This window comes from Streptomyces sp. AC558_RSS880, assembly GCF_019049255.1.
Lineage (GTDB): Bacteria > Actinomycetota > Actinomycetes > Streptomycetales > Streptomycetaceae > Streptomyces.
On sequence record NZ_JAGMUJ010000174.1, the window covers coordinates 1 to 22,484 of the forward strand.

Below are 22,484 nucleotides of genomic sequence, written 5' to 3' on the forward strand. Positions count from 1 at the left end.
CGATGACCGGGGCCTTTGATCACAGAGCGGACGACGAGGCTCGAACTCGCGACCTCAACCTTGGCAAGGTTGCGCTCTACCAACTGAGCTACGTCCGCATTGCCTCCGACCGGCTCTCACCGATCGGCGCGGGCACCAGCCTACCTGATCCACAAGGATGCCCGGTACGGCGGTGCAGAGCGGGTGACAGGAATTGCACACTGCGCCTTCCTCCTGGAAGGAGGATGTTCTGCTACTGAACTACACCCGCAAGTACTCCGTGGGCCGGGCCTTTCGGCCTTGCCCCTCGGCGTGCTCCAGACTCTAGCTGATCAGCAGGGGTGCTGCGCAAGTCGGTTGCCGCGAGGGACGGGTGACCGGCCGTCGAGGCGGGTCACCCGGCCGGCTCACTGCGCCGCGGTGAACGCCTCGTAGACCTTCTTGGGGATCCGCCCGCGCGCGGGGACGTCCATCCGGTTCGCCTGTGCCCAGGCGCGCACGGCAGCCGGGTCCGGGGCGACCTCCGTCTGCCGGTACGCCTTGCCGGACCGCGACCGCTTGCGGCCGGCGTCCACGTAGGGCTCGAGGGCCGCACGCAGTTTCCTGGCATTGGTTTCATTGAGGTCGATCTCGTACGACTTGCCGTCCAGTCCGAAGGCGATCGTTTCCGCCGCTTCCGAGCCGTCGATGTCGTCAAAGAGCGTGACCACGACCTTCTGCGCCACGAATATCGGTCCCTTCATGCGACACCTCTCGTCCGGACGTCCGTGATGACGTGCCGGGACATCGCCGAGATGTCGGCTGTCCGCCTGTAATCGGGCAAAGTATCTGCTAATGACAATTCATTTGTACAGTGCCCGGCAATGCATTGTGAAGCCCGACTAAATCTGTCCGCGTGTCCGGGGCGCAATAGGGATGTGCGGACAAACGGAGATCTTTCCCGGATCTTTTCCCTGACGCCTCTTCGCGATGCCGAATCGTGATGACGGTCACGTAGATTCCTCCAACTCTACTCGCGTAGAAATTTTGTGCGGGTAGTCTGAAGGAACCTGCTCAGCACCACACACCGGGAGTGCCAGTGGCACGCGTCGTAGTCGACGTCATGCTCAAGCCGGAGATCCTCGACCCCCAGGGCCAGGCGGTGCAGCGCGCACTGCCGCGACTGGGTTTCGAGGGGATCTCGGACGTCCGTCAGGGAAAGCGATTCGAACTGGAAGTTGACGGGCCGGTCGACGAGGCCGCGCTCGCCCGTATCCACGATCTTGCGGAATCCTTCCTCGCCAACACCGTGATCGAGGACTTCACCGTACGGGTCGAGGAAGTCGCGGAGGCCGCGAAGTGACCGCTCGTATTGGCGTCGTCACTTTCCCGGGCAGCCTGGACGACCGGGACACCCAGCGCGCGATCCGCGTCGCCGGTGCCGAACCCGTCGCCCTCTGGCACAAGGACAAGGACCTCAAGCAGGTCGACGCCGTGGTGCTCTGCGGCGGTTTCTCGTACGGCGACTATCTGCGCGCCGGCGCCATCGCGCGCTTCTCGCCGGTGATGGACACCGTCATCGACCAGGCCAAGGCGGGCCTGCCCGTCCTCGGCATCTGCAACGGCTTCCAGATCCTCACCGAGGCGCACCTGCTCCCCGGCGGCATGCTGGGCAACGACCACCTGCACTTCATCTGCCGCGACCAGAAGCTGCGGGTGGAGAACACGGACACCGCCTGGACCACCGACTACACGGCCGGCCAGGAGATCCACATCCCGCTGAAGAACATGGACGGCCGCTACGTGGCCGACCGGCGGACGCTGGACGAGCTGGAGGCGGAGGGCCGCGTCGCCTTCCGCTACCTGGACGTCAACCCCAACGGCTCGCTCAACGACATCGCCGGCATCACCAACGCGGCGGGCAACGTCGTCGGCCTGATGCCGCACCCCGAGCACGCCGTCGAGCCGCTGATCGGCACCGGCCGCACCGACGGCCTCCCGTTCTTCACCTCGATCCTCAAGAAGCTGGTCAACGCATGAGCCGGACGCCTCTGGACACGGTCGAGCACGCGGCCGCGACCCCCGACGTCGAGCTGCCCTGGGCCGAGCTGGGCCTGAAGAAGGACGAGTACGAGCGGGTGGTGGAGATCCTCGGCCGCCGCCCGACCGGCGCCGAGCTCGCCATGTACTCCGTCATGTGGTCCGAGCACTGCTCGTACAAGTCCTCCAAGGTCCACCTCCGCCAGTTCGGCGAGAAGGCCCCCGAGAGCGACGCCCTGCTCGTCGGCATCGGCGAGAACGCCGGTGTCGTCGACGTCGGCCAGGGCTACGCGGTCACCTTCAAGGTCGAGTCGCACAACCACCCCTCGTACGTCGAGCCCTACCAGGGCGCGGCGACGGGCGTGGGCGGCATCGTCCGCGACATCATCGCGATGGGCGCCCGCCCGGTCGCGGTCGTGGACCCGCTGCGCTTCGGCGCCGCGGACCACCCCGACACCAAGCGCGTCCTGCCGGGCGTCGTCGCCGGCATCGGCGGCTACGGCAACTGCCTGGGCCTGCCCAACATCGGCGGCGAGGTCGTCTTCGACGCCTGCTACCAGGGCAACCCGCTGGTCAACGCCGGTGCCATCGGCGTCATGCGGCACGAGGACATCCACCTCGCGAAGGCGTCCGGCGCGGGCAACAAGGTCATCCTGTACGGCGCCCGGACCGGCGGCGACGGCATCGGCGGCGCCTCCATCCTGGCCTCCGAGACCTTCGACGACGCCAAGCCGTCGAAGCGCCCCGCCGTCCAGGTCGGCGACCCCTTCCAGGAGAAGCTCCTCATCGAGTGCACCCTGGAGGCGTTCAAGGAGAAGCTGGTCGTCGGCATCCAGGACCTCGGCGCGGCGGGCCTGTCCTGCGCCACGTCCGAGCTGGCCTCCAACGGCTCCGGCGGCATGCGCGTCACCCTGGACGACGTCCCCCTGCGCGACTCGACCCTGTCTCCCGAGGAAATCCTCATGAGCGAGTCGCAGGAACGCATGTGCGCGGTCGTCGAGCCCGACAAGGTCGACCGCTTCCTCGAGATCTGCGACAAGTGGGACGTCATCGCCACCGTCATCGGCGAGGTGACCGACGGCGACCGCCTGGAGATCTTCTGGCACGGCGGCAAGATCGTCGACGTCGACCCGCGCACGGTCGCCCACGAGGGCCCGACGTACGAGCGCCCGTACGCCCGACCCTCCTGGCAGGACGAGCTCCAGGCGGACGACGCGAACAAGCTGCCGCGCCCGGGGACGTCCGAGGAGCTGAAGGACCAGGTCCTGAAGCTGGTGGGCTCGCCCAACCAGGCCTCCAAGCAGTGGATCACCCAGCAGTACGACCACTTCGTGCAGGGCAACACCGTCCTCGCCCAGCCCGAGGACTCCGGCATGATCCGCATCGACGAGGCGTCCGGCCTCGGCGTGGCGATCGCCACCGACGGCAACGGCCGGTACGCCAAGCTCGACCCGTACGCGGGCGCGCAGCTGGCCCTCGCGGAGGCGTACCGCAACGTCGCCACGACCGGCGCCAAGCCCCTCGCGGTCTCCGACTGCCTGAACTTCGGCTCGCCCGAGGACCCGGCCGTCATGTGGCAGTTCGCGGAGGCCGTGCGCGGTCTCGCGGACGGCTGCCGGCAGCTCGGCACCCCGGTGACCGGCGGCAACGTCTCGCTCTACAACCAGACGGGCGAGGCGGCCATCCACCCCACGCCCGTGGTGGCCGTGCTGGGCGTCATCGACGACGTGGCCCGCCGCACGCCGGTCGCCTTCCAGGAGGACGGCCAGCTGCTGTACCTCCTCGGCGACACGCGTGAGGAGTTCGGCGGCTCGGCCTGGTCCCAGGTCGTCCACGACCACCTCGGCGGCCTGCCCCCGAAGGTCGACCTGGAGCGTGAGCGCCTCCTCGCCGAGATCCTGATCTCCGCCTCCCGCGACGGCATGATCGACTCCGCGCACGACCTGTCGGACGGCGGACTGATCCAGGCCGTGGTCGAGTCGGCGCTGCTGGGGCAGAAGGGCGCGCGTCTGGTCGTCCCCGACGGGCTCGACGCCTTCACCTTCCTGTTCTCCGAGTCGGCGGGCCGCGCGATCGTCGCGGTGCCGCGCTCGGAGGAGGTCCGCTTCAACGACATGTGCGGCGCGCGCGGCCTCCCGGCCACCCGCGTCGGCGTCGTCGACGGCGACACGGTGGAACTCCAGGGCGAGTTCACGCTCACCCTGGCCGAGCTGCGGGAGACCCACGAGGCCACGATCCCGGCCCTGCTGGCCTGACCCCTCCGCCCTTCCCGCACGGGAACGAAGCCCCCACCCGGTCCACCGGGCGGGGGCTTCGGCGTACGGCCCTCCCGCATAGGCTGCCGCCATGCCCCCGGCCAAGAAGCGCGCCCGTTCCTATGACCCCGCCAAGACCCGCGCCGCCGTGCTGGCGCAGTTCGGGAACGTACGGGCGGCCGTGCGCACCCTCACCCCCGAGCAGCTCGCGCTGCCGACCCGGCTCGGCGACTGGACCGTACGGGAGCTGGCCGCGCACGTGACCATGGCGGTGGAGACGGTCAGCCGCAACCTCGACCGCGAGGCACCCCCCAAGGCCGAGCTGGCCCTCCTCGACTGGCCCTTCGCCACCGCCGCCCGGGCGAGCGGCATCGCCGACGACACCCGCGCACTGGCCGGCGCGAACGCCGACCTCGACGCCCTCTACGCCCGTACCGAGCAGCGTCTCACCGAGCGCCTCGCCGACGCCCCGGGCACCCGTCTCCTCGCCACCCGGACCGGCGCCATCGCCCTCGCCGACTACCTGGTCACCCGCACCGTCGAGCTCGTCGTCCACACCGACGACCTGAACGCCGCCGTGCCCGGCCTCGACGTCCCGTACGACCGTCAGGCCCTCGCCGCCTGCACCCGGCTGCTGGCCGACGCGCTCGCCGCAAAGGCCCCCGGCGGCTCGACGGAGGTGCGGATCCCGCCGTACGCGGTCGTGCAGTGCGTGGAGGGGCCGAGGCACACCCGGGGCACCCCGCCGAACGTCGTCGAGACCGACCCGCTGACCTGGATCCGGCTGGCCACCGGGCGGACGGCCTGGCAGGACGCCGTGGCCGACGCCAGGGTCGGCGCGAGCGGGGAAAGGGCGGACCTGGCGCCCTACCTGCCGCTGATGCGGTGAGGTCCGCCGAGAAGCCGAGAAAGGGAACCAGTCCCTCACACGCCTCGTCGAATCGGCATGTACAGGCAGAAGCACAAGCAGCGCATGACCCTGACGGCCGTCGCCGTGCTCGTCGTCCCGCTCGCGGCGGCCTGTGGCAGCGAGCAGGCGGGCGCCGGAAGCGGCACCGCGAAGGCGGAGGAACAGGTCACCGGCACCCGCTGGACCATCGACAGCGTCACCGTCGACGGCACCACCCACCGCGCCCCCGACGGAGCGCACCTCACCCTCGACGGCAGCGGCCGGGCCGAGGGCAGCTACGGCTGCAACACCTTCAGCGCCGACGCCGCCGTCGACGGCGACCGGATCACGCTCGGCGACACCGCGTCCACCGAGATGGCCTGCGACGACAAGCCCATGGACGTCGAACGGGCCCTCTCCCGCACCCTCTCCGACAGCGCTCTGAAGTCCGACGTGAACGACGACCGCCTCACCCTCACCACCGACACCGGCGACACCGTCCGCCTCAGCAAGGGGAAGGACGCCCCGCTGCACGGCACCAAGTGGACCGTCACCACTCCTGCCGTGGACGGCCGCGCCCACCTCACCTTCGACGAGGAGGAGGGCACCGTCGCCGGCCGCCTCGGCTGCAACCACGTGAACGCCGACGCCACCGTGCGCGACGGCCATATCACCCTCGGGGTGCCGTCCCTGACCCGAATGATGTGCGAAGACTCACTCATGGACGCCGAGAAGGCGCTGACGAAGCTGTTCGCCGGCACCGTGGACTACGCGATCGAAGGTCGAACCCTCACGCTGACCAGCGAAAACGGCACCCGTGTCCGGGCCGTCGCACAACGCTGATCCACAGCCGGGGGCATATCCCGCATTCGGACCAGTGGTCGATCTCGCCTACACTCGGTGGCGTGCCACGTGGTGACGGACGACTCAACCACGACCTGCTCCCCGGCGAGAAGGGCCCCCAGGACGCTTGCGGCGTCTTCGGTGTCTGGGCTCCGGGCGAAGAGGTCGCCAAGCTCACGTACTTCGGGCTCTACGCCCTCCAGCATCGGGGCCAGGAATCCGCGGGTATCGCGGTCAGCAACGGCTCCCAGATCCTCGTCTTCAAGGACATGGGCCTCGTTTCCCAGGTCTTCGACGAGACCTCTCTCGGTTCGCTCCAGGGTCATATCGCGGTCGGACACGCCCGCTACTCGACCACCGGCGCCTCCGTGTGGGAGAACGCCCAGCCGACGTTCCGCGCCACCGCGCACGGATCCATCGCGCTCGGCCACAACGGCAACCTGGTCAACACGGCGCAGCTCGCCGAGATGGTCGCCGAACTCCCCAAGGAGAACGGCCGCGCCCCCAAGGTGGCGGCCACCAACGACACCGACCTGATCACCGCCCTGCTGGCCGGCCAGCGCGCCGCCGACGGCGAACCGGTGACCGTGGAGCAGGCCGCGCACGTGGTCCTCCCCAAGGTCAGGGGCGCCTTCAGCCTCGTCTTCATGGACGAGAACACCCTGTACGCGGCCCGCGACCCGCAGGGCATCCGCCCGCTGGTCCTCGGCCGTCTGGAGCGCGGCTGGGTCGTCGCCTCCGAGTCCGCCGCCCTCGACATCTGCGGCGCGAGCTTCGTGCGCGAGATCGAGCCGGGCGAGTTCATCGCCATCGACCAGAACGGGCTGCGCACCTCCCGGTTCGCGGAAGCGAAGCCCAAGGGCTGTGTCTTCGAGTACGTGTACCTGGCCCGCCCGGACACCGACATCGCCGGCCGGAACGTGTACCTCTCACGGGTCGAGATGGGCCGCCGCCTCGCGAAGGAGGCCCCGGCCGAGGCCGACCTGGTCATAGCGACCCCGGAGTCCGGTACTCCGGCCGCCATCGGCTACGCGGAGGCGTCCGGCATCCCCTTCGGCGCCGGCCTGGTCAAGAACGCGTACGTCGGACGTACGTTCATCCAGCCCTCGCAGACCATCCGGCAGCTCGGCATCCGCCTGAAGCTGAACCCGCTCAAGGAAGTCATCAAGGGCAAGCGCCTGGTCGTCGTCGACGACTCGATCGTGCGCGGCAACACCCAGCGGGCCCTGGTCCGGATGCTCCGTGAGGCGGGCGCCGCCGAGGTCCACATCCGGATCTCCTCGCCGCCCGTGAAGTGGCCCTGCTTCTTCGGCATCGACTTCGCCACCCGCGCCGAGCTCATCGCCAACGGCATGACCGTCGACGAGATCGGCACCTCGCTGGGCGCCGACTCCCTGGCGTACATCTCCCTCGACGGCATGATCGAGGCGACCACCATCGCCAAGCCGAACCTGTGCCGCGCCTGCTTCGACGGCGAGTACCCGATGGAGCTGCCCGACCCCGAGCTCCTCGGCAAGCAGCTCCTGGAGACCGAGCTGGCCGCCGGCACCGCCGCCACGGCCGCGGTCGACGCGATCCGCCGCCCGTAAGCCCTGACGGACGACACGAAAGCTCTCACAGTCATGTCCCAGAACACTGGTGCCAGCTACGCAGCGGCGGGCGTCGACATCGAGGCGGGCGACCGCGCCGTCGAGCTCATGAAGGAGTGGGTGAGGAAGACGCGGCGCCCCGAGGTCCTCGGTGGCCTCGGCGGCTTCGCCGGCCTCTTCGACGCCTCCGCCCTGAAGAACTACGAGCGGCCCCTGCTCGCCTCCGCCACGGACGGCGTCGGCACCAAGGTCGACATCGCGCGGCAGCTGGGCGTGTACGACACCATCGGCCACGACCTGGTCGCCATGGTCATGGACGACATCGTGGTGTGCGGCGCCGAGCCGCTGTTCATGACCGACTACATCTGTGTCGGCAAGGTCCACCCCGAGCGCGTCGCCGCGATCGTCAAGGGCATCGCGGAGGGCTGTGTGCTGGCCGGATGCGCCCTGGTCGGCGGTGAGACGGCCGAACACCCCGGTCTGCTGGGTCCGGACGACTTCGACGTCGCCGGGGCCGGTACGGGCGTCGTGGAGGCCGACCGGCTGCTCGGCGCGGACCGTATCCGTACGGGTGACGCGGTGATCGCCATGGCGTCCTCCGGGCTTCACTCCAACGGCTACTCCCTCGTCCGCCACGTGCTGCTGGACCGGGCGGGACTCGCCCTGGACGGCCGGATCGACGAGCTGGGCCGCACCCTCGGCGAGGAGCTCCTGGAGCCCACCAAGATCTACTCGCTGGACTGCCTGGCCCTGATCCGCACCACCGAGGTGCACGCGTTCAGCCACGTCACCGGCGGCGGCCTCGCGGCCAACCTGGCCCGTGTGATCCCCGACGGACTGCACGCGGTCGTCGACCGCTCCACCTGGACCCCCGCGCCGGTGTTCGACCTGGTCGGCCGGACCGGTTCGGTCGAGCGGCTGGAGCTGGAGAAGACGCTGAACATGGGCGTCGGCATGATCGCGATCGTGCCGCAGGAGTCCGTCGACGTGGCGCTGGCGACGCTGGCCGACCGCGGGGTGGACGCCTGGGTGGCCGGTGAGATCACCGACCGCGGCGAGCACGCCACGGGCGCGGCCCTCGTCGGTGACTACGCGAAGTGAGCGACGGTGTGCTGTCCGCGCGGTGAACGCGCGGACAGCACACCGAACCGTGAGGGCTGCCGAGGCAGCACTAAACCCGGTCGGTGACCGGAGTCACCGACCGGGCTGGTGTTCAGCGCAAGGTCAAGCGCCGCGACGCTGTTGCGAGGACGGGCCGTCCTCGTCCTCGTCGTCGTCCTCATAGAGGTCGGCGTACCGTGCGTACAGGTCGTCGTCTTGCTCATCGTCCTCGAAATGCTCACCATTCGGTGGCTGGTTCGAAGGCGATGCGCCCAGCTCCTCGGCCAGGCGGGAGAGATCAGTCCCACCGCTGTTGTACTTCAGCTGGCGGGCGACCTTCGTCTGCTTGGCCTTGGCCCGGCCGCGCCCCATGGCTCGACCCCCTCAACGACGGGGCTCGACGGCCCCAGAGTCTTGACACGCGTTCATGGTCCAGAACGGACTCTCCGCGGAGAGTCCGGTCCGTAGGGCTTCCACGGTACCTGAGCCCGCGCCCATACGGTACGTCGCCCGCATGACGTGCCCGTGCCCAGAACCTTCGAGGCGCCCCGTCCTCGCTGGTCAACCGCGATTTTAACCACTTATCGACGGTCGACCCGCCGGGAGAAGTGAGAGTTCTCTCCAAGTGCCCTCCGGCGGGTACCGCTCATTTGTGCGAAAGACGCCCCGTGCCGGGCCGCCCGCGCACGCCTCATCGCGCCGGGCGCGCCTCCGCCATCCGCTGCTCGGCGATCCGGTCGGCCGCGGCGGCCGGCGGAATCCCGTCCTCCTTCGCACGTGCGAATATGGCGAGCGTGGTGTCGAAGATCTTGGACGCCTTCGCCTTGCACCGGTCGAAGTCGAAGCCGTGCAGCTCGTCGGCGACCTGGATGACACCGCCGGCGTTCACCACGTAGTCCGGCGCGTAGAGGATCCCGCGGTCGGCGAGGTCCTTCTCCACACCCGGGTGGGCGAGCTGGTTGTTGGCGGCGCCGCAGACCACCTTGGCGGTCAGCACCGGCACGCTGTCGTCGTTCAGCGCCCCGCCGAGCGCGCACGGGGCGTAGATGTCCAGGCCCTCGGTGCGGATCAGCGCCTCGGTGTCGGCGACGGCGGACACGCCCTGGGGGTGCCGGTCGAGGATCCGCCGCACGGCGTCCTCGCGCACGTCGGTGATCACGACCTCGGCGCCCTCGGCGCGCAGGTGCTCCACCAGGTGGTGGCCGACCTTGCCGACGCCCGCGACACCGACCTTGCGGTCGCGCAGCGAGGGGTCGCCCCACAGGTGCTGGGCGGCGGCCCGCATGCCCTGGTAGACGCCGAAGGAGGTGAGCACGGACGAGTCGCCCGCGCCGCCGTTCTCCGGGGAGCGGCCGGTGGTCCAGCGGCACTCGCGGGCCACGACGTCCATGTCGGCGACGTAGGTGCCGACGTCGCAGGCGGTGACGTACCGGCCGCCGAGCGAGGCCACGAACCGGCCGTAGGCCAGCAGCAGCTCCTCGGACTTGATCCGCTCCGGGTCGCCGATGATCACGGCCTTGCCACCGCCGTGGTCGAGCCCGGCCATGGCGTTCTTGTACGACATCCCGCGCGCGAGGTTCAGCGCGTCGGCGACGGCCTCCTCCTCGGAGGCGTACGGGTAGAAGCGCGTACCGCCGAGGGCGGGGCCCAGCGCGGTGGAGTGGATGGCGATGACGGCCTTGAGGCCGGTGGCACGGTCCTGACAGAGCACGACTTGCTCATGGCCCCCCTGGTCCGAGCGGAACAGGGTGTGCAGGACGCCGTCAGATACGTCGGTCACTGTGGTGACTCCTGAGTAAGTAGCGGCGGGTGGGGTCGGCCCCCGTAGAGGTGGCGGGGACTGTGGCACGAGATTAGATCCTCGTGCGCCCACCGGCGGCACCGTGTCCCGGATCACCTCCGTCCGGAGTACCGCCGTGCGTCGATTTGCGCGGTTTCCCACCCGTCCGGGCGGGGGCCGGACAGGTTTTCGCGGCGGTCCTCGGGGGAGGGAGCAGGCGTGCCCAAGGTGTCCTCGGTGATCGTCCCCTACGCGACCTACTTGCGCGTGTACGAACCGCTGGCCGCCTTCCCGGAACCGGAACGCGGCCACTGGGCCCGTTACGCCCGCCGCCCGGACCGCCCCTCCTACCAGGACGAACTCCGCCGGGCCCTGGCCGACCTCGCGCCCACCCCGCCGGTGCCGGTGCCGGTGCACGAGAGTGACGACGCGTTCGTGCTGGAGGTCGGCGGCGTGGTCTGCGTCTGCCCCTGGCGCACCCGGCTGCGCGGCTGGCAGGCCCTGGGCGAGCTCGCCGAGGACTTCCCGCTGCCGGTCCTGGACGCCCTCCTGCCCCCGGTCGTACGCCACCAGGCGACCCGGGACTACGAGCGCTGGCTGGCCGACCACCCCGACGCCCGGCCGTGGATCCGCACCGCGACCTGGCAGGTGCCGATCAACTGGTTCGTGCTGTTCGCGGACGACGAGCGGGAGTACGGCAAGGGCTCCGCCGACGAGGCGCCCGTCCTGCGCTACCGGACCCCGATGGTCCAGGCCCGCCGGCGGGTGGCGCGGGGGCTGCGGGCGCTGCGGGACGCCGTGGACGAGAGCCTGCTGATCGACGGCCTCGTGGACGTCGGGCGCTGGCTGGAGGAGTTCCATCCGCGCTCACTGGTCGAACTCGACTACGGCGGACTGGTGCACGCCCTGCCGGCCGGCACGCTCGAGGGCGACCACTCGGCGGCGGACGTGGCCGAAGGGATCGCCGCGCTGCGCCGGGGCGACGAGGAGGGCGCCGGGGAGGCCTACGGGCGCCTCGTGGAGCGCTGGCGTTCGGTTCGCGACCTGCGCTCGGCGAACTGACGTTTGACCAAACGCCGTTCTTGGGGTTTCGTCTTCGCTCTGGGGTGTCTGAGGTTCCGTCAGCGCGGGCCCGGGAACGGACGTAGGCGTCGATCCGGGCGTATGTCCCAAGCGCGTCAAGCGTGACGGACCGCACTTACGTGGCCCTTGCGCCGCTTGCCCGCCCTCATGCCAAAATAGGACAAGGAGTCCGGCGAGGACTCCTCCGTCCTGATGTGCTCGACTATGGGCGGAATCTCGGCAATGCATGCTTTGGGGGGTCTGGTGACTCCTGATCGCTGCTGTGACTGATCGTCACAGCGGCGTGACTGTCCGCTATGGCACGGTCCATCGGCTTCCGCGGCTGATGAACACCTGGGAGGGCAATTCCATCGGTTTGGCCGACGTGGCTGGACAGATGGTGTAGTTGTAGTGCCGAGGACAAGCCGTTCGTCCTATAACCGACTCGACTCGCGTCCGCCATTTCGGGCAACGCGGGTCAAGGTGCAGAATTTAGAGGAAAGAACCGAGAAGGTTCGGTTCTCCCGAGGAGGCCGCTCATGACCGCTCGCACCCCTGATGCCGAGCCGCTGCTGACCCCGGCTGAGGTCGCCACCATGTTCCGCGTCGACCCGAAGACGGTCACGCGCTGGGCGAAGGCAGGCAAGCTCACGTCGATCCGCACGCTCGGCGGGCACCGCCGCTACCGCGAAGCCGAGGTCCGCGCACTGCTCGCGGGCATTCCGCAGCAGCGCAGCGAGGCCTGAACAACCGCATGAACCGGGCACAACCGGCTGGTCCCCCACCGGCCGAGACGCCCGGGAACCCTGGCTCCAAGCGACGCGGGGACTGCCCCAACAGGCCCCTCGCCCAAGCTGATCAGAGCTTTCCAGGCAACTGAACAAGGGTGCGTCGTCGATCGCGCTGGACTCCGCCGGGTCCAGCGCGATCTTTTTTGTGCGCCCATGGGGGGCAGGGCCGGCTCGGGCGGGGGTCCGGGGGCGCCCTGTGCGCGGGCTTGTCGGACTCTGGGGACGGTTGGGGGATCACCTGTGTGCCGGCCGGCGAGCACCTCTCCGAGTGGTGCAATTGCACATATTAAATTGACCTGTTGTAGGAGAGGTGTAAGTGCAGCACTTCCCAAAACTCATGCAGTGACACCCGTCACATACCAGTCGGCTTGTTGAGCCCGTGGCATATGCGCTAAAGAGAACGGGCGTTGGGGCCGGGTTGTTCCCCGGCGGGCCGGGAGGCGTCCGAGGGGCGGGGCGCGGATTCCATCGCCAGCCGCAGGAGGCGGTGGCAGATCGGGCAGTGGCGGGTGAGGTGCCGGTACGACGACGCGGCCGACAGATGCGCACGGAGCAGCGCCCGTGTCTCGTGCCCAGCCGATGCCGCCATACGCCACCTCCAGGTGGGCACACGGAGCGGTGCCCTGCTTCCTGGAGTACCGAGGGACGGGTGGGCCCGTCAAGACGGCAGAGGGCCGCACAGCGCCCCGCACGAGCGAAGGAGCCCGGGGCCGAAGACCCGGGCTCCTGTCGTGAGAACGGCCCGCGGTCTCCCGCGGGGTGGTGTCCTCATGCGGAAGGCCCGCGTCCCTCGCGGGACGCGGGCCTTCCGATAACTGCGGTCCTGACGGGATTTGAACCCGCGGCCTCCACCTTGACAGGGTGGCGAGCACTCCAAACTGCTCCACAGGACCAGGTTTCGCGGCGCTCACGCGGCGGAGTCGCCTATTGGATTCCGCCCTCGTTGCGCTGCGAGAAGGACTCTACAGGAGGTGGAGCCTCCTGGTCGAACTCACCCTGTGTGCGGGGTCCGTCACGGCACCACCGCGTCGATCGCCTTCACGATCCGCTTGTCCGACACGGGGTACGCCGTACCGAGCGCGTGGGCGAAATAGCTGACCCGCAGCTCCTCGATCATCCAGCGGATGTCCAGCACCTGCCGCGGCACCGGCCGCCCCTGCGGCAGCTGCTCCAGCAGCCACGCGTACTCGTCCCGCATCTCATGGACCTTCTCCATGCGCGTGGTGTCCCGCTGCACGTTCGCCGGCATCTGCTGCAGGCGCCGGTCCGCGGCCACCAGATAGCGCATCAGGTCCGGCAGCCGCCGCAGCCCGGCCTCGGTCACGAAACCGGGCCGCACGAGCCCGTCCAGCTGTCCCCGTACGTCCTGGAGGTTCGGCAGCAGCGCGGGGCTCCGTACGCCCTTCAGACGGCGCTCACAGGCCTGCCACGCCGCCAGCACCTGCTGCACCTGGTCCACCGCGCGGACCGTCGTGTCGACGATCTCCGCGCGGACCTTGTCGTACAGCTTCCGGTAGGACTCCTCGTCCCACACCGGCCCGCCGAAGTCGGCGATCAGCTTGTCCGCCGCGGCCGTCGCGCAGTCGTCGAACAGGGCCTGCACCGAACCGTGCGGATTGGCGGACAGCGCCAGCTTCTGCGCGTTCGTCAGCTTCTCGGACGCGAACTTCGCGGGGTTCACCGGGATCCCCAGCAGGATCAGCCGGCGCGTGCCCTTCCACATCGCCTCCGCCTGCTCGGCCTCCGTGTCGAACAACCGGACCGACACCGTGTCACCGTCGTCGACCAGCGCCGGGTACGCCTTCACCGGCTGACCGGCACGCCGGGTCTCGAACACGCGGGTGAGCGAACCGATCGTCCAGTCCGTCAGCCCCTTGCGCTCCAGGGACTCGCCGCCCTCACGCTGCGCCGTGGCGGCGGCCGCCTGCGACAGCGCCTTGCGGGCCTTCGGCCGCAGCCTGAGCCTGAGCGCCTCCAGGTCCTTGTCCTCGGCGATCTTGCGGCGCCGCTCGTCAACGATCCGGAACGTCACCTTCAAGTGGTCCGGAACGCGGGACCAGTCGAAGTCCTCCGCCTCGAAGGGCACTCCGACCATCCGCTTCAGCTCACGGGCCATCGTCACGGTCAGCGGCTCCTGCAGGGGGACCGCACGCTCCAGGAACGCCTTCGCGTAGTTCGGCGCCGGCACGTAGTTGCGCCGGATCGGCTTGGGGAGCGAACGGATCAACTCCGTGACGACCTCCTCGCGCAGCCCCGGAATCTGCCAGTCGAACCCCTCGTCCGTCACCTGGTTCAGGACCTGGAGCGGAACGTGGACCGTCACACCGTCGGCGTCCGCACCCGGCTCGAACTGGTACGTGACCCGGAACTTGAGCGGCCCCTGCCGCCACGAGTCGGGGTAGTCCGCCTTGGTGACCGCCTCCGCCGACTCACGGATCAGCATCTCCCGCTCGAAGTCGAGGAAGTCCGGCTGCTCGTGCCGCTTGTGCTTCCACCACGAGTCGAAGTGCGCCCCCGACACCACGTGTTCGGGGATCCGCTGGTCGTAGAAGTCGAACAGGGTCTCGTCGTCGACCATGATGTCCCGGCGCCGGGCGCGGTGCTCCAGCTCCTCGACCTCGGTCAGCAGCCGCCGGTTGTCGGCGTAGAACTTGTGGTGCGTCCGCCAGTCGCCCTCGACCAGCGCGTTGCGGATGAACAGCTCCCGGGAGACCTCCGGGTCGATCCGGCCGTAGTTCACCTTGCGCTGCGCCACGATCGGCACGCCGTACAGCGTCACCTTCTCGTACGCCATCACGGCCGCCTGGTCCTTCTCCCAGTGCGGCTCGCTGTACGTGCGCTTGAGCAGGTGCTCCGCGAGCGGCTCCACCCACTCCGGCTCGATCTTCGCGTTGACCCGCGCCCACAGCCGGGACGTCTCCACCAGCTCGGCCGACATCACGAACCGCGGCGGCTTCTTGAACAGCGCCGAGCCCGGGAAGATCGCGAACTTGGCGTTCCGCGCGCCCAGGTACTCGTTGCGCCCGCCGTCCTTGCGGCCGGTGCCCGGACCGGAGTCCTTGGACTCCTTCACGTCCTTCATGCCGATGTGCGACAGCAGACCGGCCAGCAGGGAGACGTGGATGCGGTCGTCGGCGGCGTCCTCCTCGTTGAGGTGGATGCCCATCTGCTTGGCGACCGTGCGCAGCTGCGTGTAGATGTCCTGCCACTCGCGGATCCGCAGGAAGTTCAGGTACTCCTGCTTGCACATCCGGCGGAACGACGACGAACCGCGCTCCTTCTGCTGCTCGCGGACGTACCGCCACAGGTTGAGGTACGCGAGGAAGTCGCTGGACTCGTCCCGGAACCGGGCGTGCTGCTGATCGGCCTGCGTCTGCTTGTCGGCGGGCCGCTCCCGCGGATCCTGGATGGACAGCGCGGCGGCGATGACCATCACCTCGCGGACACAGCCGTTCTTGTCCGCCTCCAGCACCATGCGGGCCAGCCGCGGGTCCACCGGCAGCTGCGCCAGCTTCCGCCCCGTCTGCGTCAGCCGCTTGCGGGGATCCTTCTGCGCCGCGTCGAGCGCGCCCAGCTCCTGGAGCAGCTGCACGCCGTCGCGGATGTTGCGGTGGTCCGGCGGGTCGATGAACGGGAACTTCTCGATCTCACCCAGGCCGGCCGCCGTCATCTGCAGGATGACCGAGGCGAGGTTGGTGCGCAGGATCTCCGCGTCCGTGAACTCCGGACGGGCCAGGAAGTCGTCCTCGCTGTACAGCCGGATGCAGACACCGTCCGACGTACGGCCGCAGCGGCCCTTGCGCTGGTTGGCGCTGGCCTGCGAGACCGGCTCGATCGGCAGCCGCTGCACCTTGGTGCGGTGGCTGTAGCGGGAGATGCGGGCGAACCCGGGGTCGATGACGTACTTGATGCCCGGCACGGTCAGGGACGTCTCGGCCACGTTCGTCGCCAGCACGATCCGGCGGCCGCTGTGCTGCTGGAACACCCGGTGCTGCTCGGCGTGCGACAGCCGCGCGTACAGCGGCAGCACCTCCGTCGACCGGTACCGCTTCTTCGTGAGCGCGTCCGCCGTGTCCCGGATCTCCCGCTCACCGGAGAGGAACACCAGGATGTCGCCCGGTCCCTCCGCCATCAGCTCCTCGACGGCGTCCGTGATCGCGGTGATCTGGTCCCGGTCGGCGTCCTCGGAGTCCTCCTCCAGCAGCGGCCGGTACCGCACCTCCACCGGATACGTGCGCCCGCTGACCTCGATGATCGGCGCGTCCCCGAAGTGCCGGGAGAAACGCTCCGGGTCGATGGTCGCCGACGTGATGACGACCTTGAGGTCCGGGCGCTTCGGCAGCAGCTGGGCGAGGTAACCGAGCAGGAAGTCGATGTTGAGCGACCGCTCGTGCGCCTCGTCGATGATGATCGTGTCGTAGGCGCGCAGCTCACGGTCGGTCTGGATCTCCGCGAGCAGGATGCCGTCCGTCATCAGCTTGATGAACGTGGCGTCCGGATTCACCTGGTCGGTGAAGCGGACCTTCCAGCCCACGGCCTCACCCAGCGGCGTGTCCAGCTCCTCCGCCACCCGCTCCGCGACCGTACGCGCGGCGATCCGGCGGGGCTGCGTGTGCCCGATCATGCCCCGGACACCCCGGCCCAGCTCCACGCAGATCTTCGGGATCTGCGTGGTCTTGCCGGACCCGGTCTCACCCGCGACGATCACCACCTGGTGATCACGGATCGCCTCGGCGATCGCGTCCTTCTTCTGACTGACGGGCAACTGCTCGGGATACGTGACCGCCGGCACCCGGGTGCGCCGCCCCGCCATCCGCTCCTCGGACGCGGCGACCTCCGCCTCGATCTCGGTGAGCACGGCGGCGCGGGCCTCCGGCTTGCGGATCTTGCGTGCGCCCTCGAGCCTGCGCCCGAGCCGATGCGCGTCGCGCAGCGACAGCTCGGTGAGGCGGGAGGCGAGGGAACCGAGAACGGGGGCAGAGTGCGTAGACATACGGACTCCAGGATCTCATCCCGCGAAAATTCGCGGCCAATGATTTTGCCGGGGTGCATGTGCTGGGGCACACAACAAGGCCCCGATCGAGGATCGGGGCCTTTGCTGTGGCTGGGGCCGGGGTCGAACCGGCGACCTATCGCTTTTCAGGCGATCGCTCGTACCAACTGAGCTACCCAGCCGAGGTGTTTCACGTGAAACACCAGCGGTCCTGACGGGATTTGAACCCGCGGCCTCCACCTTGACAGGGTGGCGAGCACTCCAAACTGCTCCACAGGACCAAGCGTGTCGTACGACAGTGTCGCACAGGGTGGTGCGTGCCCCCAACGGGATTCGAACCCGTGCTACCGCCTTGAAAGGGCGGCGTCCTAGGCCGCTAGACGATGAGGGCTATCGGCCCGCCTGGGCGCTTCTCAGCGCGTCGGGGACGTGAGAAGCATATGGGATGGCGGGAGGGTTCGCCAAAACGGTTTACGGCGCGGGCGTCGAGGAGGTGCCGGAGGAGGGGGACGGGGAGGTGCTCGCGCCCGGCTGGTTCTCCTTCGGGAGGTGGCGGCTGACCTCCGCCGTGGTGAGGCCGAGGCCGCCCAGTTCGATCGAGTCCCAGGCCTGGAGGCGGCGGGTGTCGCGGTCGAAGTAGAGGATCGACGTCTCGATCGGGTCCGGGTACTTCCCCTCGATGGCGCGCAGGCCGCTGCCGCCGGTGGAGCCCTCGACGCGCAGCCGGGTGCCGTACCGCATGACCTCCGTCTCCTCGTGGTGGATGTGACCGGCCAGCACCAGCGGCACGGTGCCGTCGACCTCGCGTGCCGCCGACGGCTCGTGGACGACCGCCACGTCCACCGGGGTGCCGGCGGCCCGCTGGTCGCGCAGGGCGGAGGCGAGCCGGGCGCCCGCCAGCTCCTGGGACTGCTCGGCCCCGGTCCTCTGCGAGCGGTCGGGGGTGAACTGCGGATCCCCGATGCCGGCGAAGCGCAGCCCGGCGATGGTCTTCGCCCTGCCGTCGTCGAGGACGTGGACGTTCTTCATGCCGGCGAGGTAGCGCTGGGTGACGAGCGAGTCGTGGTTGCCGCGGACCCAGACGTAGGGGGCGCCCAGGTCCTCGATGGGGTCCAGGAAGCCGTTCTCGGCGGCGGTGCCGTGGTCCATCGTGTCGCCCGAGTCGACGATCACGTCCACCCGGTACTGCTCCACCAGCGAGGCGATGATCTTCCAGCTGGCCGGGTTGAGGTGGATGTCGGAGACGTGCAGGACGCGCAGGGTGGTCGGGTCGGGCTGGTAGGCGGGGAGGGTGGAGGTGGCGTCGTAGAGCTTGGTCACGTTGGTGACCAGGCGCGCCAGCTCCTTCTGGTAGACGTCGAACTCCGTGACGATGCTGCGCGCGTCGCCGACCAGGGACGGGGCGGAGGAGAGCAGGCCGGAGAACCTGGGTTCCAGGACGGAGTCGGGGTTCCAGGTGGCGTACGCCGTGCCGCCGGACGCGGCCAGCAGGCCGAGGGCGAGGCCGCCGGCGGCGAGGGCGCGGCGGGGGCGGCGGTAGACGGCGAGGCCGAGGGCGGTGGCGCCGGTGACGACGGCGACGCAGGAGCGTACGGCGAGGTCGGCGGTGCCGTGGGTGATGTCCCGGGTGACCTCGTCCTGGAGGCCGGAGAGGCGTTCGGGGTGGTCGACCAGGGCCTGGGAGCGCTCGGGGTCGAGCTGGTCGACGTTGACGTCCAGGCGGACGGGGGCGATGTGGCTGTCGAGCTGGAGGGCGCCCAGGGGAGAGATGTTGATCTTCGTGCCGCCGGTGACGGAGGGGCGCAGGGTCATGGTGGTGTTCATGGGGCCCACGGGGACCCGGACGTTGCCGACGATCAGCAGGCCGAGCCAGGCGCCGAGGACGACCACGGCGACGAGGCCGGCCGCGCGCGCCCAGGGCCGCGGCTGCGGGGTGAGGGCGAGCGTCGCGGTGGTGGGCCGACGGGGGCGCCGGCGGCGGGTGGGGGCCCGCGGGACCCGGGGAGGACGAGGGAGGGCGTTCAGGACGGCGGAGGGGACGCGGGCCATTGGTCCCGTATGCCCAAGTCGGTGGCCGGATATGCGGGGCCCGCGCGCAACTCGTACGGACGGCTCGTACCCGACAATGGCTTCGTGCTGGAGATGACGCGCGAGATGTTCGAGGAGCTGGTCTCCGAGGCGCTGGACCGGATTCCGCCGGAGCTGACGCGGCTGATGGACAACGTCGCGGTGTTCGTCGAGGACGAACCGCCGGCGGACGATCCGGAGCTGCTCGGGGTGTACGAGGGGACTCCGCTGACGGAGCGGGGCGAGTGGTACGCGGGGGTGCTGCCGGACCGGATCACCATCTACCGGGGGCCGACGCTGCGGATGTGCGAGTCCCGGGAGGACGTCGTCGCCGAGACGGAGATCACCGTGGTGCACGAGATCGCGCACCACTTCGGGATCGACGACGCCCGGCTGCACGCGCTCGGCTACGGATAGGCCGTACGCGTGTCTTCTTGAGGGTGGTGGGAGTTGGGGTTGTTGACCCTGTACTCCAACCGGAGGTGGCCCCGTGCGCCGCTTGTACGTACCCGTCCGCCTGGCCGCCACGGTCGTGGCCGTCGCCGCCGCCGCCGGCTGCATGAGTGTGGGTGAGGACGGTGCGGGCGGGAACGCCGGACCGTCGCACTCCGCGGGGAGGCCGGGCGGTGAGGCGCCGGACGGGGGCGCCGCGGTGTCGGGCGACGGTGCCGGGTACGGCGCCGCGTCGGCCGACGGGCCGCGCGGTGACGGCAAGGGCGGGGACAAGGGGCGCAAGGGCAAGGGGAAGAAGGGCGGGGCGGGGAAGGCGGCGTCCGCCGAGACCTCGCCGTCCGCGGGGGCGAGCCGGTCCGCGCCGGCCGACGGCGGGCCGGGCGGGCCCGCGAAACCGACCCCGGACGACCGGCCCGTTCCCCCGGAGCCCTCGCGGACACCGGATCCGCAGCCCTCGCCGACGCCGCCCGAGCCGTCGGTCACACCGGAGCCGACGCAGGCGGAGCCGTCCTCGTCGGCGCACCAGCCGCCCGAGACGCAGTTGGAGCAGCGGGAGCCGGCGCCGGAAGCGGGGGAGCCGGTCTAAGACCTCATCTCCAGCGCTTCCCCGCCCGCCGGACCCCGCGCTCACCTGCTGGTTTGCTTTCAGGGGTCCTGGGTGCGTATGGTGGCAGATCGTTTGATCCTATTTGCCCGGCGCCACTGCAGAGCGCGCCGTGTGGCGCGTACTCTCTCCCTTGCCGTGGTGGACCGCATCGAGGCGGTCGTAATTGCGAACTGCGAATCACGGAGTTGACGGGCGCGTGCCGAAGAGACTCCGGAAGGTTTCGCATTCGTATGCCCATCGCCAGTACTGATCACGTCGTCGTGCCCGAGAACATCGAGGCCACCGACATCAACATCGAGGCCACCGACACCGACGTCACCACCGAGGCGGCGGCCCCCGAGATCACCTTCGCCGACCTCGGCCTGCCCGAGGGCGTCGTGCGCAAGCTCGCGCAGAACGGCGTGACCACCCCCTTCCCGATCCAGGCCGCGACCGTCCCGGACGCCCTGGCCGGCAAGGACATCCTCGGCCGTGGCCGCACCGGCTCCGGCAAGACCCTCTCCTTCGGTCTGCCGACCCTGGCCACGCTGGCCGGCGGCCGGACCGAGAAGCACAAGCCGCGCGCCGTCATCCTGACGCCGACGCGTGAGCTGGCCATGCAGGTCGCCGACGCGCTCCAGCCGTACGGGGACGTCCTCGGCCTGAAGATGAAGGTCGTCTGCGGCGGTACGTCCATGGGCAACCAGATCTACGCCCTGGAGCGCGGCGTCGACATCCTGGTCGCCACGCCCGGCCGACTGCGCGACATCATCAACCGCGGCGCGTGCTCCCTGGAGAACGTGCAGATCACCGTCCTCGACGAGGCCGACCAGATGTCCGACCTGGGCTTCCTGCCCGAGGTCACCGAACTGCTCGACCAGGTCCCGGCGGGCGGCCAGCGGATGCTGTTCTCCGCGACCATGGAGAACGAGATCAAGACCCTCGTCGACCGGTACCTCAACGACCCGGCGACGCACGAGGTCGACGCGGCGCAGGGCGCGGTGACGACCATGTCGCACCACATCCTCGTCGTGAAGCCGAAGGACAAGGCGCCGGTCACCGCGGCCATCGCCTCCCGCAAGGGCCGCACCATCATCTTCGTCCGCACCCAGCTGGGCGCCGACCGCGTCGCCGAGCAGCTGCGTGACGCCGGTGTGAAGGCGGACGCGCTGCACGGCGGCATGACGCAGGGCGCGCGCACGCGCACCCTGGCCGACTTCAAGGACGGCTACGTCAACGTCCTGGTCGCCACCGACGTCGCCGCGCGCGGCATCCACGTCGACGGCATCGACCTGGTCCTCAACGTGGACCCGGCCGGCGACCACAAGGACTACCTGCACCGCGCGGGCCGCACGGCGCGCGCCGGCCGCACCGGCACCGTCGTCTCCCTGTCCCTGCCGCACCAGCGGCGCCAGATCTTCCGGCTGATGGAGGACGCGGGCGTCGACGCCACGCGCCACATCATCCAGGGCGGCGCGGCCTTCGAGCCGGAGGTCGCCGAGATCACCGGCGCCCGGTCGATGACCGAGGTGCAGGCCGAGTCGGCCGGCAACGCGGCGCAGCAGGCCGAGCGTGAGGTCGCCCAGCTCACCAAGGAGCTGGAGCGGGCCCAGCGCCGCGCCTCCGAGCTGCGCGAGGAGGCCGACCGGCTGCTGGCCCGGGTCGCGCGGGAGCGGGGCGAGGACGTCGAGACGGTGGTCGCCGAGGCGGCCGAGGCGGCCGAGGCCGAGGTTTCGCTGCCGGAGCAGCCGACCGCGCGGGACGTCGAGCGGACCGAGCGCGTGGAGCGTACGGAGGCACCGGCGCCGTACGAGCGGCGCGAGCGCCGGGACGACCGTCGTGACGACCGTGGTGGGCGTTCCTTCGAGCGTCGTGACGACCGTGGTGGGCGTTCCTTCGAGCGTCGTGACGACCGCGGTGGCTTCAACCGTGACCGTGGTGACCGCCGTGACGACCGTGGCGGCTTCCGCCGGGACGACCGCCGGGACGACCGTCGTGACGACCGTGGTGGGCGTTCCTTCGAGCGTCGTGACGACCGTGGTGGGCGTTCCTTCGAGCGTCGTGACGACCGCGGTGG

Annotated in this window: 17 protein-coding genes, 6 tRNA genes and 1 pseudogene; 12 read left to right on the top strand and 12 right to left on the bottom strand. The window is 70.1% G+C overall.

The window, feature by feature from the left end:
- Window positions 1-25: 25 nt before the first annotated feature.
- The 3 genes from KUM38_RS39025 to KUM38_RS39035 form a co-directional block, all read right to left on the bottom strand.
- Window positions 26-98: transfer RNA gene (locus tag KUM38_RS39025), tRNA-Gly, on the bottom strand.
- 80 nt (window positions 99-178) lie between these two features.
- Window positions 179-250: transfer RNA gene (locus KUM38_RS39030), tRNA-Gly, on the bottom strand.
- Window positions 251-386: 136 nt separating this feature from the next.
- Window positions 387-704 carry an Lsr2 family protein gene (locus tag KUM38_RS39035; RefSeq protein ID WP_217136914.1) on the bottom strand — a complete coding sequence of 106 codons (318 nt, stop codon included), beginning with the start codon at window positions 702-704 and terminating at the stop codon, window positions 387-389.
- A 353-nt stretch (window positions 705-1,057) separates the two neighbouring features.
- Between KUM38_RS39035 and purS the strand changes: the two genes are divergently transcribed.
- From purS to purM, 7 genes are all read left to right on the top strand, one after another.
- A complete protein-coding gene (gene purS / locus KUM38_RS39040; protein WP_006133353.1) occupies window positions 1,058-1,321 on the top strand; it encodes a phosphoribosylformylglycinamidine synthase subunit PurS in 264 nt (87 codons plus the stop codon).
- A complete protein-coding gene (purQ, locus tag KUM38_RS39045; protein ID WP_217136893.1) occupies window positions 1,318-1,998 on the top strand; it encodes a phosphoribosylformylglycinamidine synthase subunit PurQ in 681 nt (226 codons plus the stop codon). Before purS ends, purQ begins: the two co-directional genes overlap by 4 nt.
- The gene (gene purL, locus KUM38_RS39050; protein WP_217136894.1) at window positions 1,995-4,253 is read left to right on the top strand and encodes a phosphoribosylformylglycinamidine synthase subunit PurL; all 2,259 of its coding nucleotides are present in this window, start codon (window positions 1,995-1,997) and stop codon (window positions 4,251-4,253) included. Before purQ ends, purL begins: the two co-directional genes overlap by 4 nt.
- 91 nt (window positions 4,254-4,344) lie before the next feature.
- Complete coding sequence (locus KUM38_RS39055) at window positions 4,345-5,142, top strand: maleylpyruvate isomerase family mycothiol-dependent enzyme (RefSeq protein WP_217136895.1); 798 nt, start codon at window positions 4,345-4,347, stop codon at window positions 5,140-5,142.
- 57 nt (window positions 5,143-5,199) lie between these two features.
- A complete protein-coding gene (locus KUM38_RS39060; RefSeq protein WP_217136896.1) occupies window positions 5,200-5,985 on the top strand; it encodes an META domain-containing protein in 786 nt (261 codons plus the stop codon).
- Window positions 5,986-6,047: 62 nt separating this feature from the next.
- Window positions 6,048-7,574: an amidophosphoribosyltransferase gene (gene purF / locus KUM38_RS39065; protein WP_217136897.1), complete on the top strand. Its 1,527-nt coding sequence runs from the start codon at window positions 6,048-6,050 to the stop codon at window positions 7,572-7,574.
- A 33-nt stretch (window positions 7,575-7,607) separates the two neighbouring features.
- Window positions 7,608-8,675, top strand: a complete 1,068-nt coding sequence (purM, locus tag KUM38_RS39070; protein WP_217136898.1) for a phosphoribosylformylglycinamidine cyclo-ligase — start codon at window positions 7,608-7,610, stop codon at window positions 8,673-8,675.
- Window positions 8,676-8,798: 123 nt separating this feature from the next.
- Here the strand turns inward: purM and KUM38_RS39075 are convergent, their stop codons facing one another.
- Together KUM38_RS39075 and KUM38_RS39080 are read right to left on the bottom strand one after the other, a co-directional pair.
- Window positions 8,799-9,047 carry a DUF3073 domain-containing protein gene (locus tag KUM38_RS39075; RefSeq protein WP_073933448.1) on the bottom strand — a complete coding sequence of 83 codons (249 nt, stop codon included), beginning with the start codon at window positions 9,045-9,047 and terminating at the stop codon, window positions 8,799-8,801.
- Window positions 9,048-9,366: 319 nt separating this feature from the next.
- The gene (locus tag KUM38_RS39080; RefSeq protein ID WP_217136899.1) at window positions 9,367-10,455 is read right to left on the bottom strand and encodes a Glu/Leu/Phe/Val dehydrogenase dimerization domain-containing protein; all 1,089 of its coding nucleotides are present in this window, start codon (window positions 10,453-10,455) and stop codon (window positions 9,367-9,369) included.
- A gap of 219 nt (window positions 10,456-10,674) precedes the next feature.
- Here KUM38_RS39080 and KUM38_RS39085 point away from each other — a divergent pair, with 219 nt between their 5' ends.
- Both KUM38_RS39085 and bldC read left to right on the top strand, forming a co-directional pair.
- Complete coding sequence (locus KUM38_RS39085) at window positions 10,675-11,517, top strand: hypothetical protein (RefSeq protein WP_217136900.1); 843 nt, start codon at window positions 10,675-10,677, stop codon at window positions 11,515-11,517.
- Window positions 11,518-12,056: 539 nt separating this feature from the next.
- Entirely contained in the window at window positions 12,057-12,263 is a 207-nt protein-coding gene (bldC, locus tag KUM38_RS39090; RefSeq protein WP_003949541.1) for a developmental transcriptional regulator BldC, read from the top strand.
- A gap of 436 nt (window positions 12,264-12,699) precedes the next feature.
- On the opposite strand, the gene KUM38_RS39095 is transcribed toward bldC, so the two are convergent.
- From KUM38_RS39095 to KUM38_RS39125, 7 genes are all read right to left on the bottom strand, one after another.
- Window positions 12,700-12,897 (bottom strand): DUF6274 family protein, encoded by a 198-nt coding sequence (locus KUM38_RS39095; RefSeq protein ID WP_217136901.1) that lies wholly within the window; start codon window positions 12,895-12,897, stop codon window positions 12,700-12,702.
- A 229-nt stretch (window positions 12,898-13,126) separates the two neighbouring features.
- A tRNA-Asp gene (locus KUM38_RS39100) sits at window positions 13,127-13,201 on the bottom strand.
- 119 nt (window positions 13,202-13,320) lie between these two features.
- Window positions 13,321-17,301 (bottom strand): ATP-dependent RNA helicase HrpA, encoded by a 3,981-nt coding sequence (gene hrpA, locus KUM38_RS39105; protein WP_217136902.1) that lies wholly within the window; start codon window positions 17,299-17,301, stop codon window positions 13,321-13,323.
- 108 nt (window positions 17,302-17,409) lie between these two features.
- A tRNA-Phe gene (locus KUM38_RS39110) sits at window positions 17,410-17,483 on the bottom strand.
- Window positions 17,484-17,507: 24 nt separating this feature from the next.
- Window positions 17,508-17,582: transfer RNA gene (locus KUM38_RS39115), tRNA-Asp, on the bottom strand.
- Window positions 17,583-17,619: 37 nt separating this feature from the next.
- A tRNA-Glu gene (locus tag KUM38_RS39120) sits at window positions 17,620-17,692 on the bottom strand.
- Window positions 17,693-17,772: 80 nt separating this feature from the next.
- Window positions 17,773-19,350, bottom strand: coding sequence for a metallophosphoesterase (locus KUM38_RS39125; RefSeq protein WP_217136903.1), 1,578 nt, complete (start codon window positions 19,348-19,350; stop codon window positions 17,773-17,775).
- Window positions 19,351-19,434: 84 nt separating this feature from the next.
- Here KUM38_RS39125 and KUM38_RS39130 point away from each other — a divergent pair, with 84 nt between their 5' ends.
- The 3 genes and pseudogenes from KUM38_RS39130 to KUM38_RS39140 form a co-directional block, all read left to right on the top strand.
- Complete coding sequence (locus tag KUM38_RS39130; protein ID WP_217136904.1) at window positions 19,435-19,785, top strand: metallopeptidase family protein; 351 nt, start codon at window positions 19,435-19,437, stop codon at window positions 19,783-19,785.
- Window positions 19,786-19,858: 73 nt separating this feature from the next.
- Entirely contained in the window at window positions 19,859-20,407 is a 549-nt protein-coding gene (locus KUM38_RS39135) for a hypothetical protein (RefSeq protein WP_217136905.1), read from the top strand.
- A 251-nt stretch (window positions 20,408-20,658) separates the two neighbouring features.
- Window positions 20,659-22,484: pseudogene (locus KUM38_RS39140) on the top strand (DEAD/DEAH box helicase); the annotation flags it as partial.

Excerpts from the sequence above, each read along its gene's own strand:
- bldC (WP_003949541.1), top strand. The coding sequence starts at position 12,057 with ATGACCGCTCGCACCCCTGATGCCGAGCCGCTGCTGACCCCGGCTGAG.
- purL (WP_217136894.1), top strand. The coding sequence starts at position 1,995 with ATGAGCCGGACGCCTCTGGACACGGTCGAGCACGCGGCCGCGACCCCC.
- KUM38_RS39075 (WP_073933448.1), bottom strand. The coding sequence starts at position 9,047 with ATGGGGCGCGGCCGGGCCAAGGCCAAGCAGACGAAGGTCGCCCGCCAG.
- purM (WP_217136898.1), top strand. The coding sequence starts at position 7,608 with ATGTCCCAGAACACTGGTGCCAGCTACGCAGCGGCGGGCGTCGACATC.
- KUM38_RS39055 (WP_217136895.1), top strand. The coding sequence starts at position 4,345 with ATGCCCCCGGCCAAGAAGCGCGCCCGTTCCTATGACCCCGCCAAGACC.
- KUM38_RS39125 (WP_217136903.1), bottom strand. The coding sequence starts at position 19,350 with ATGGCCCGCGTCCCCTCCGCCGTCCTGAACGCCCTCCCTCGTCCTCCC.
- KUM38_RS39060 (WP_217136896.1), top strand. The coding sequence starts at position 5,200 with ATGTACAGGCAGAAGCACAAGCAGCGCATGACCCTGACGGCCGTCGCC.
- hrpA (WP_217136902.1), bottom strand. The coding sequence starts at position 17,301 with ATGTCTACGCACTCTGCCCCCGTTCTCGGTTCCCTCGCCTCCCGCCTC.
- KUM38_RS39095 (WP_217136901.1), bottom strand. The coding sequence starts at position 12,897 with ATGGCGGCATCGGCTGGGCACGAGACACGGGCGCTGCTCCGTGCGCAT.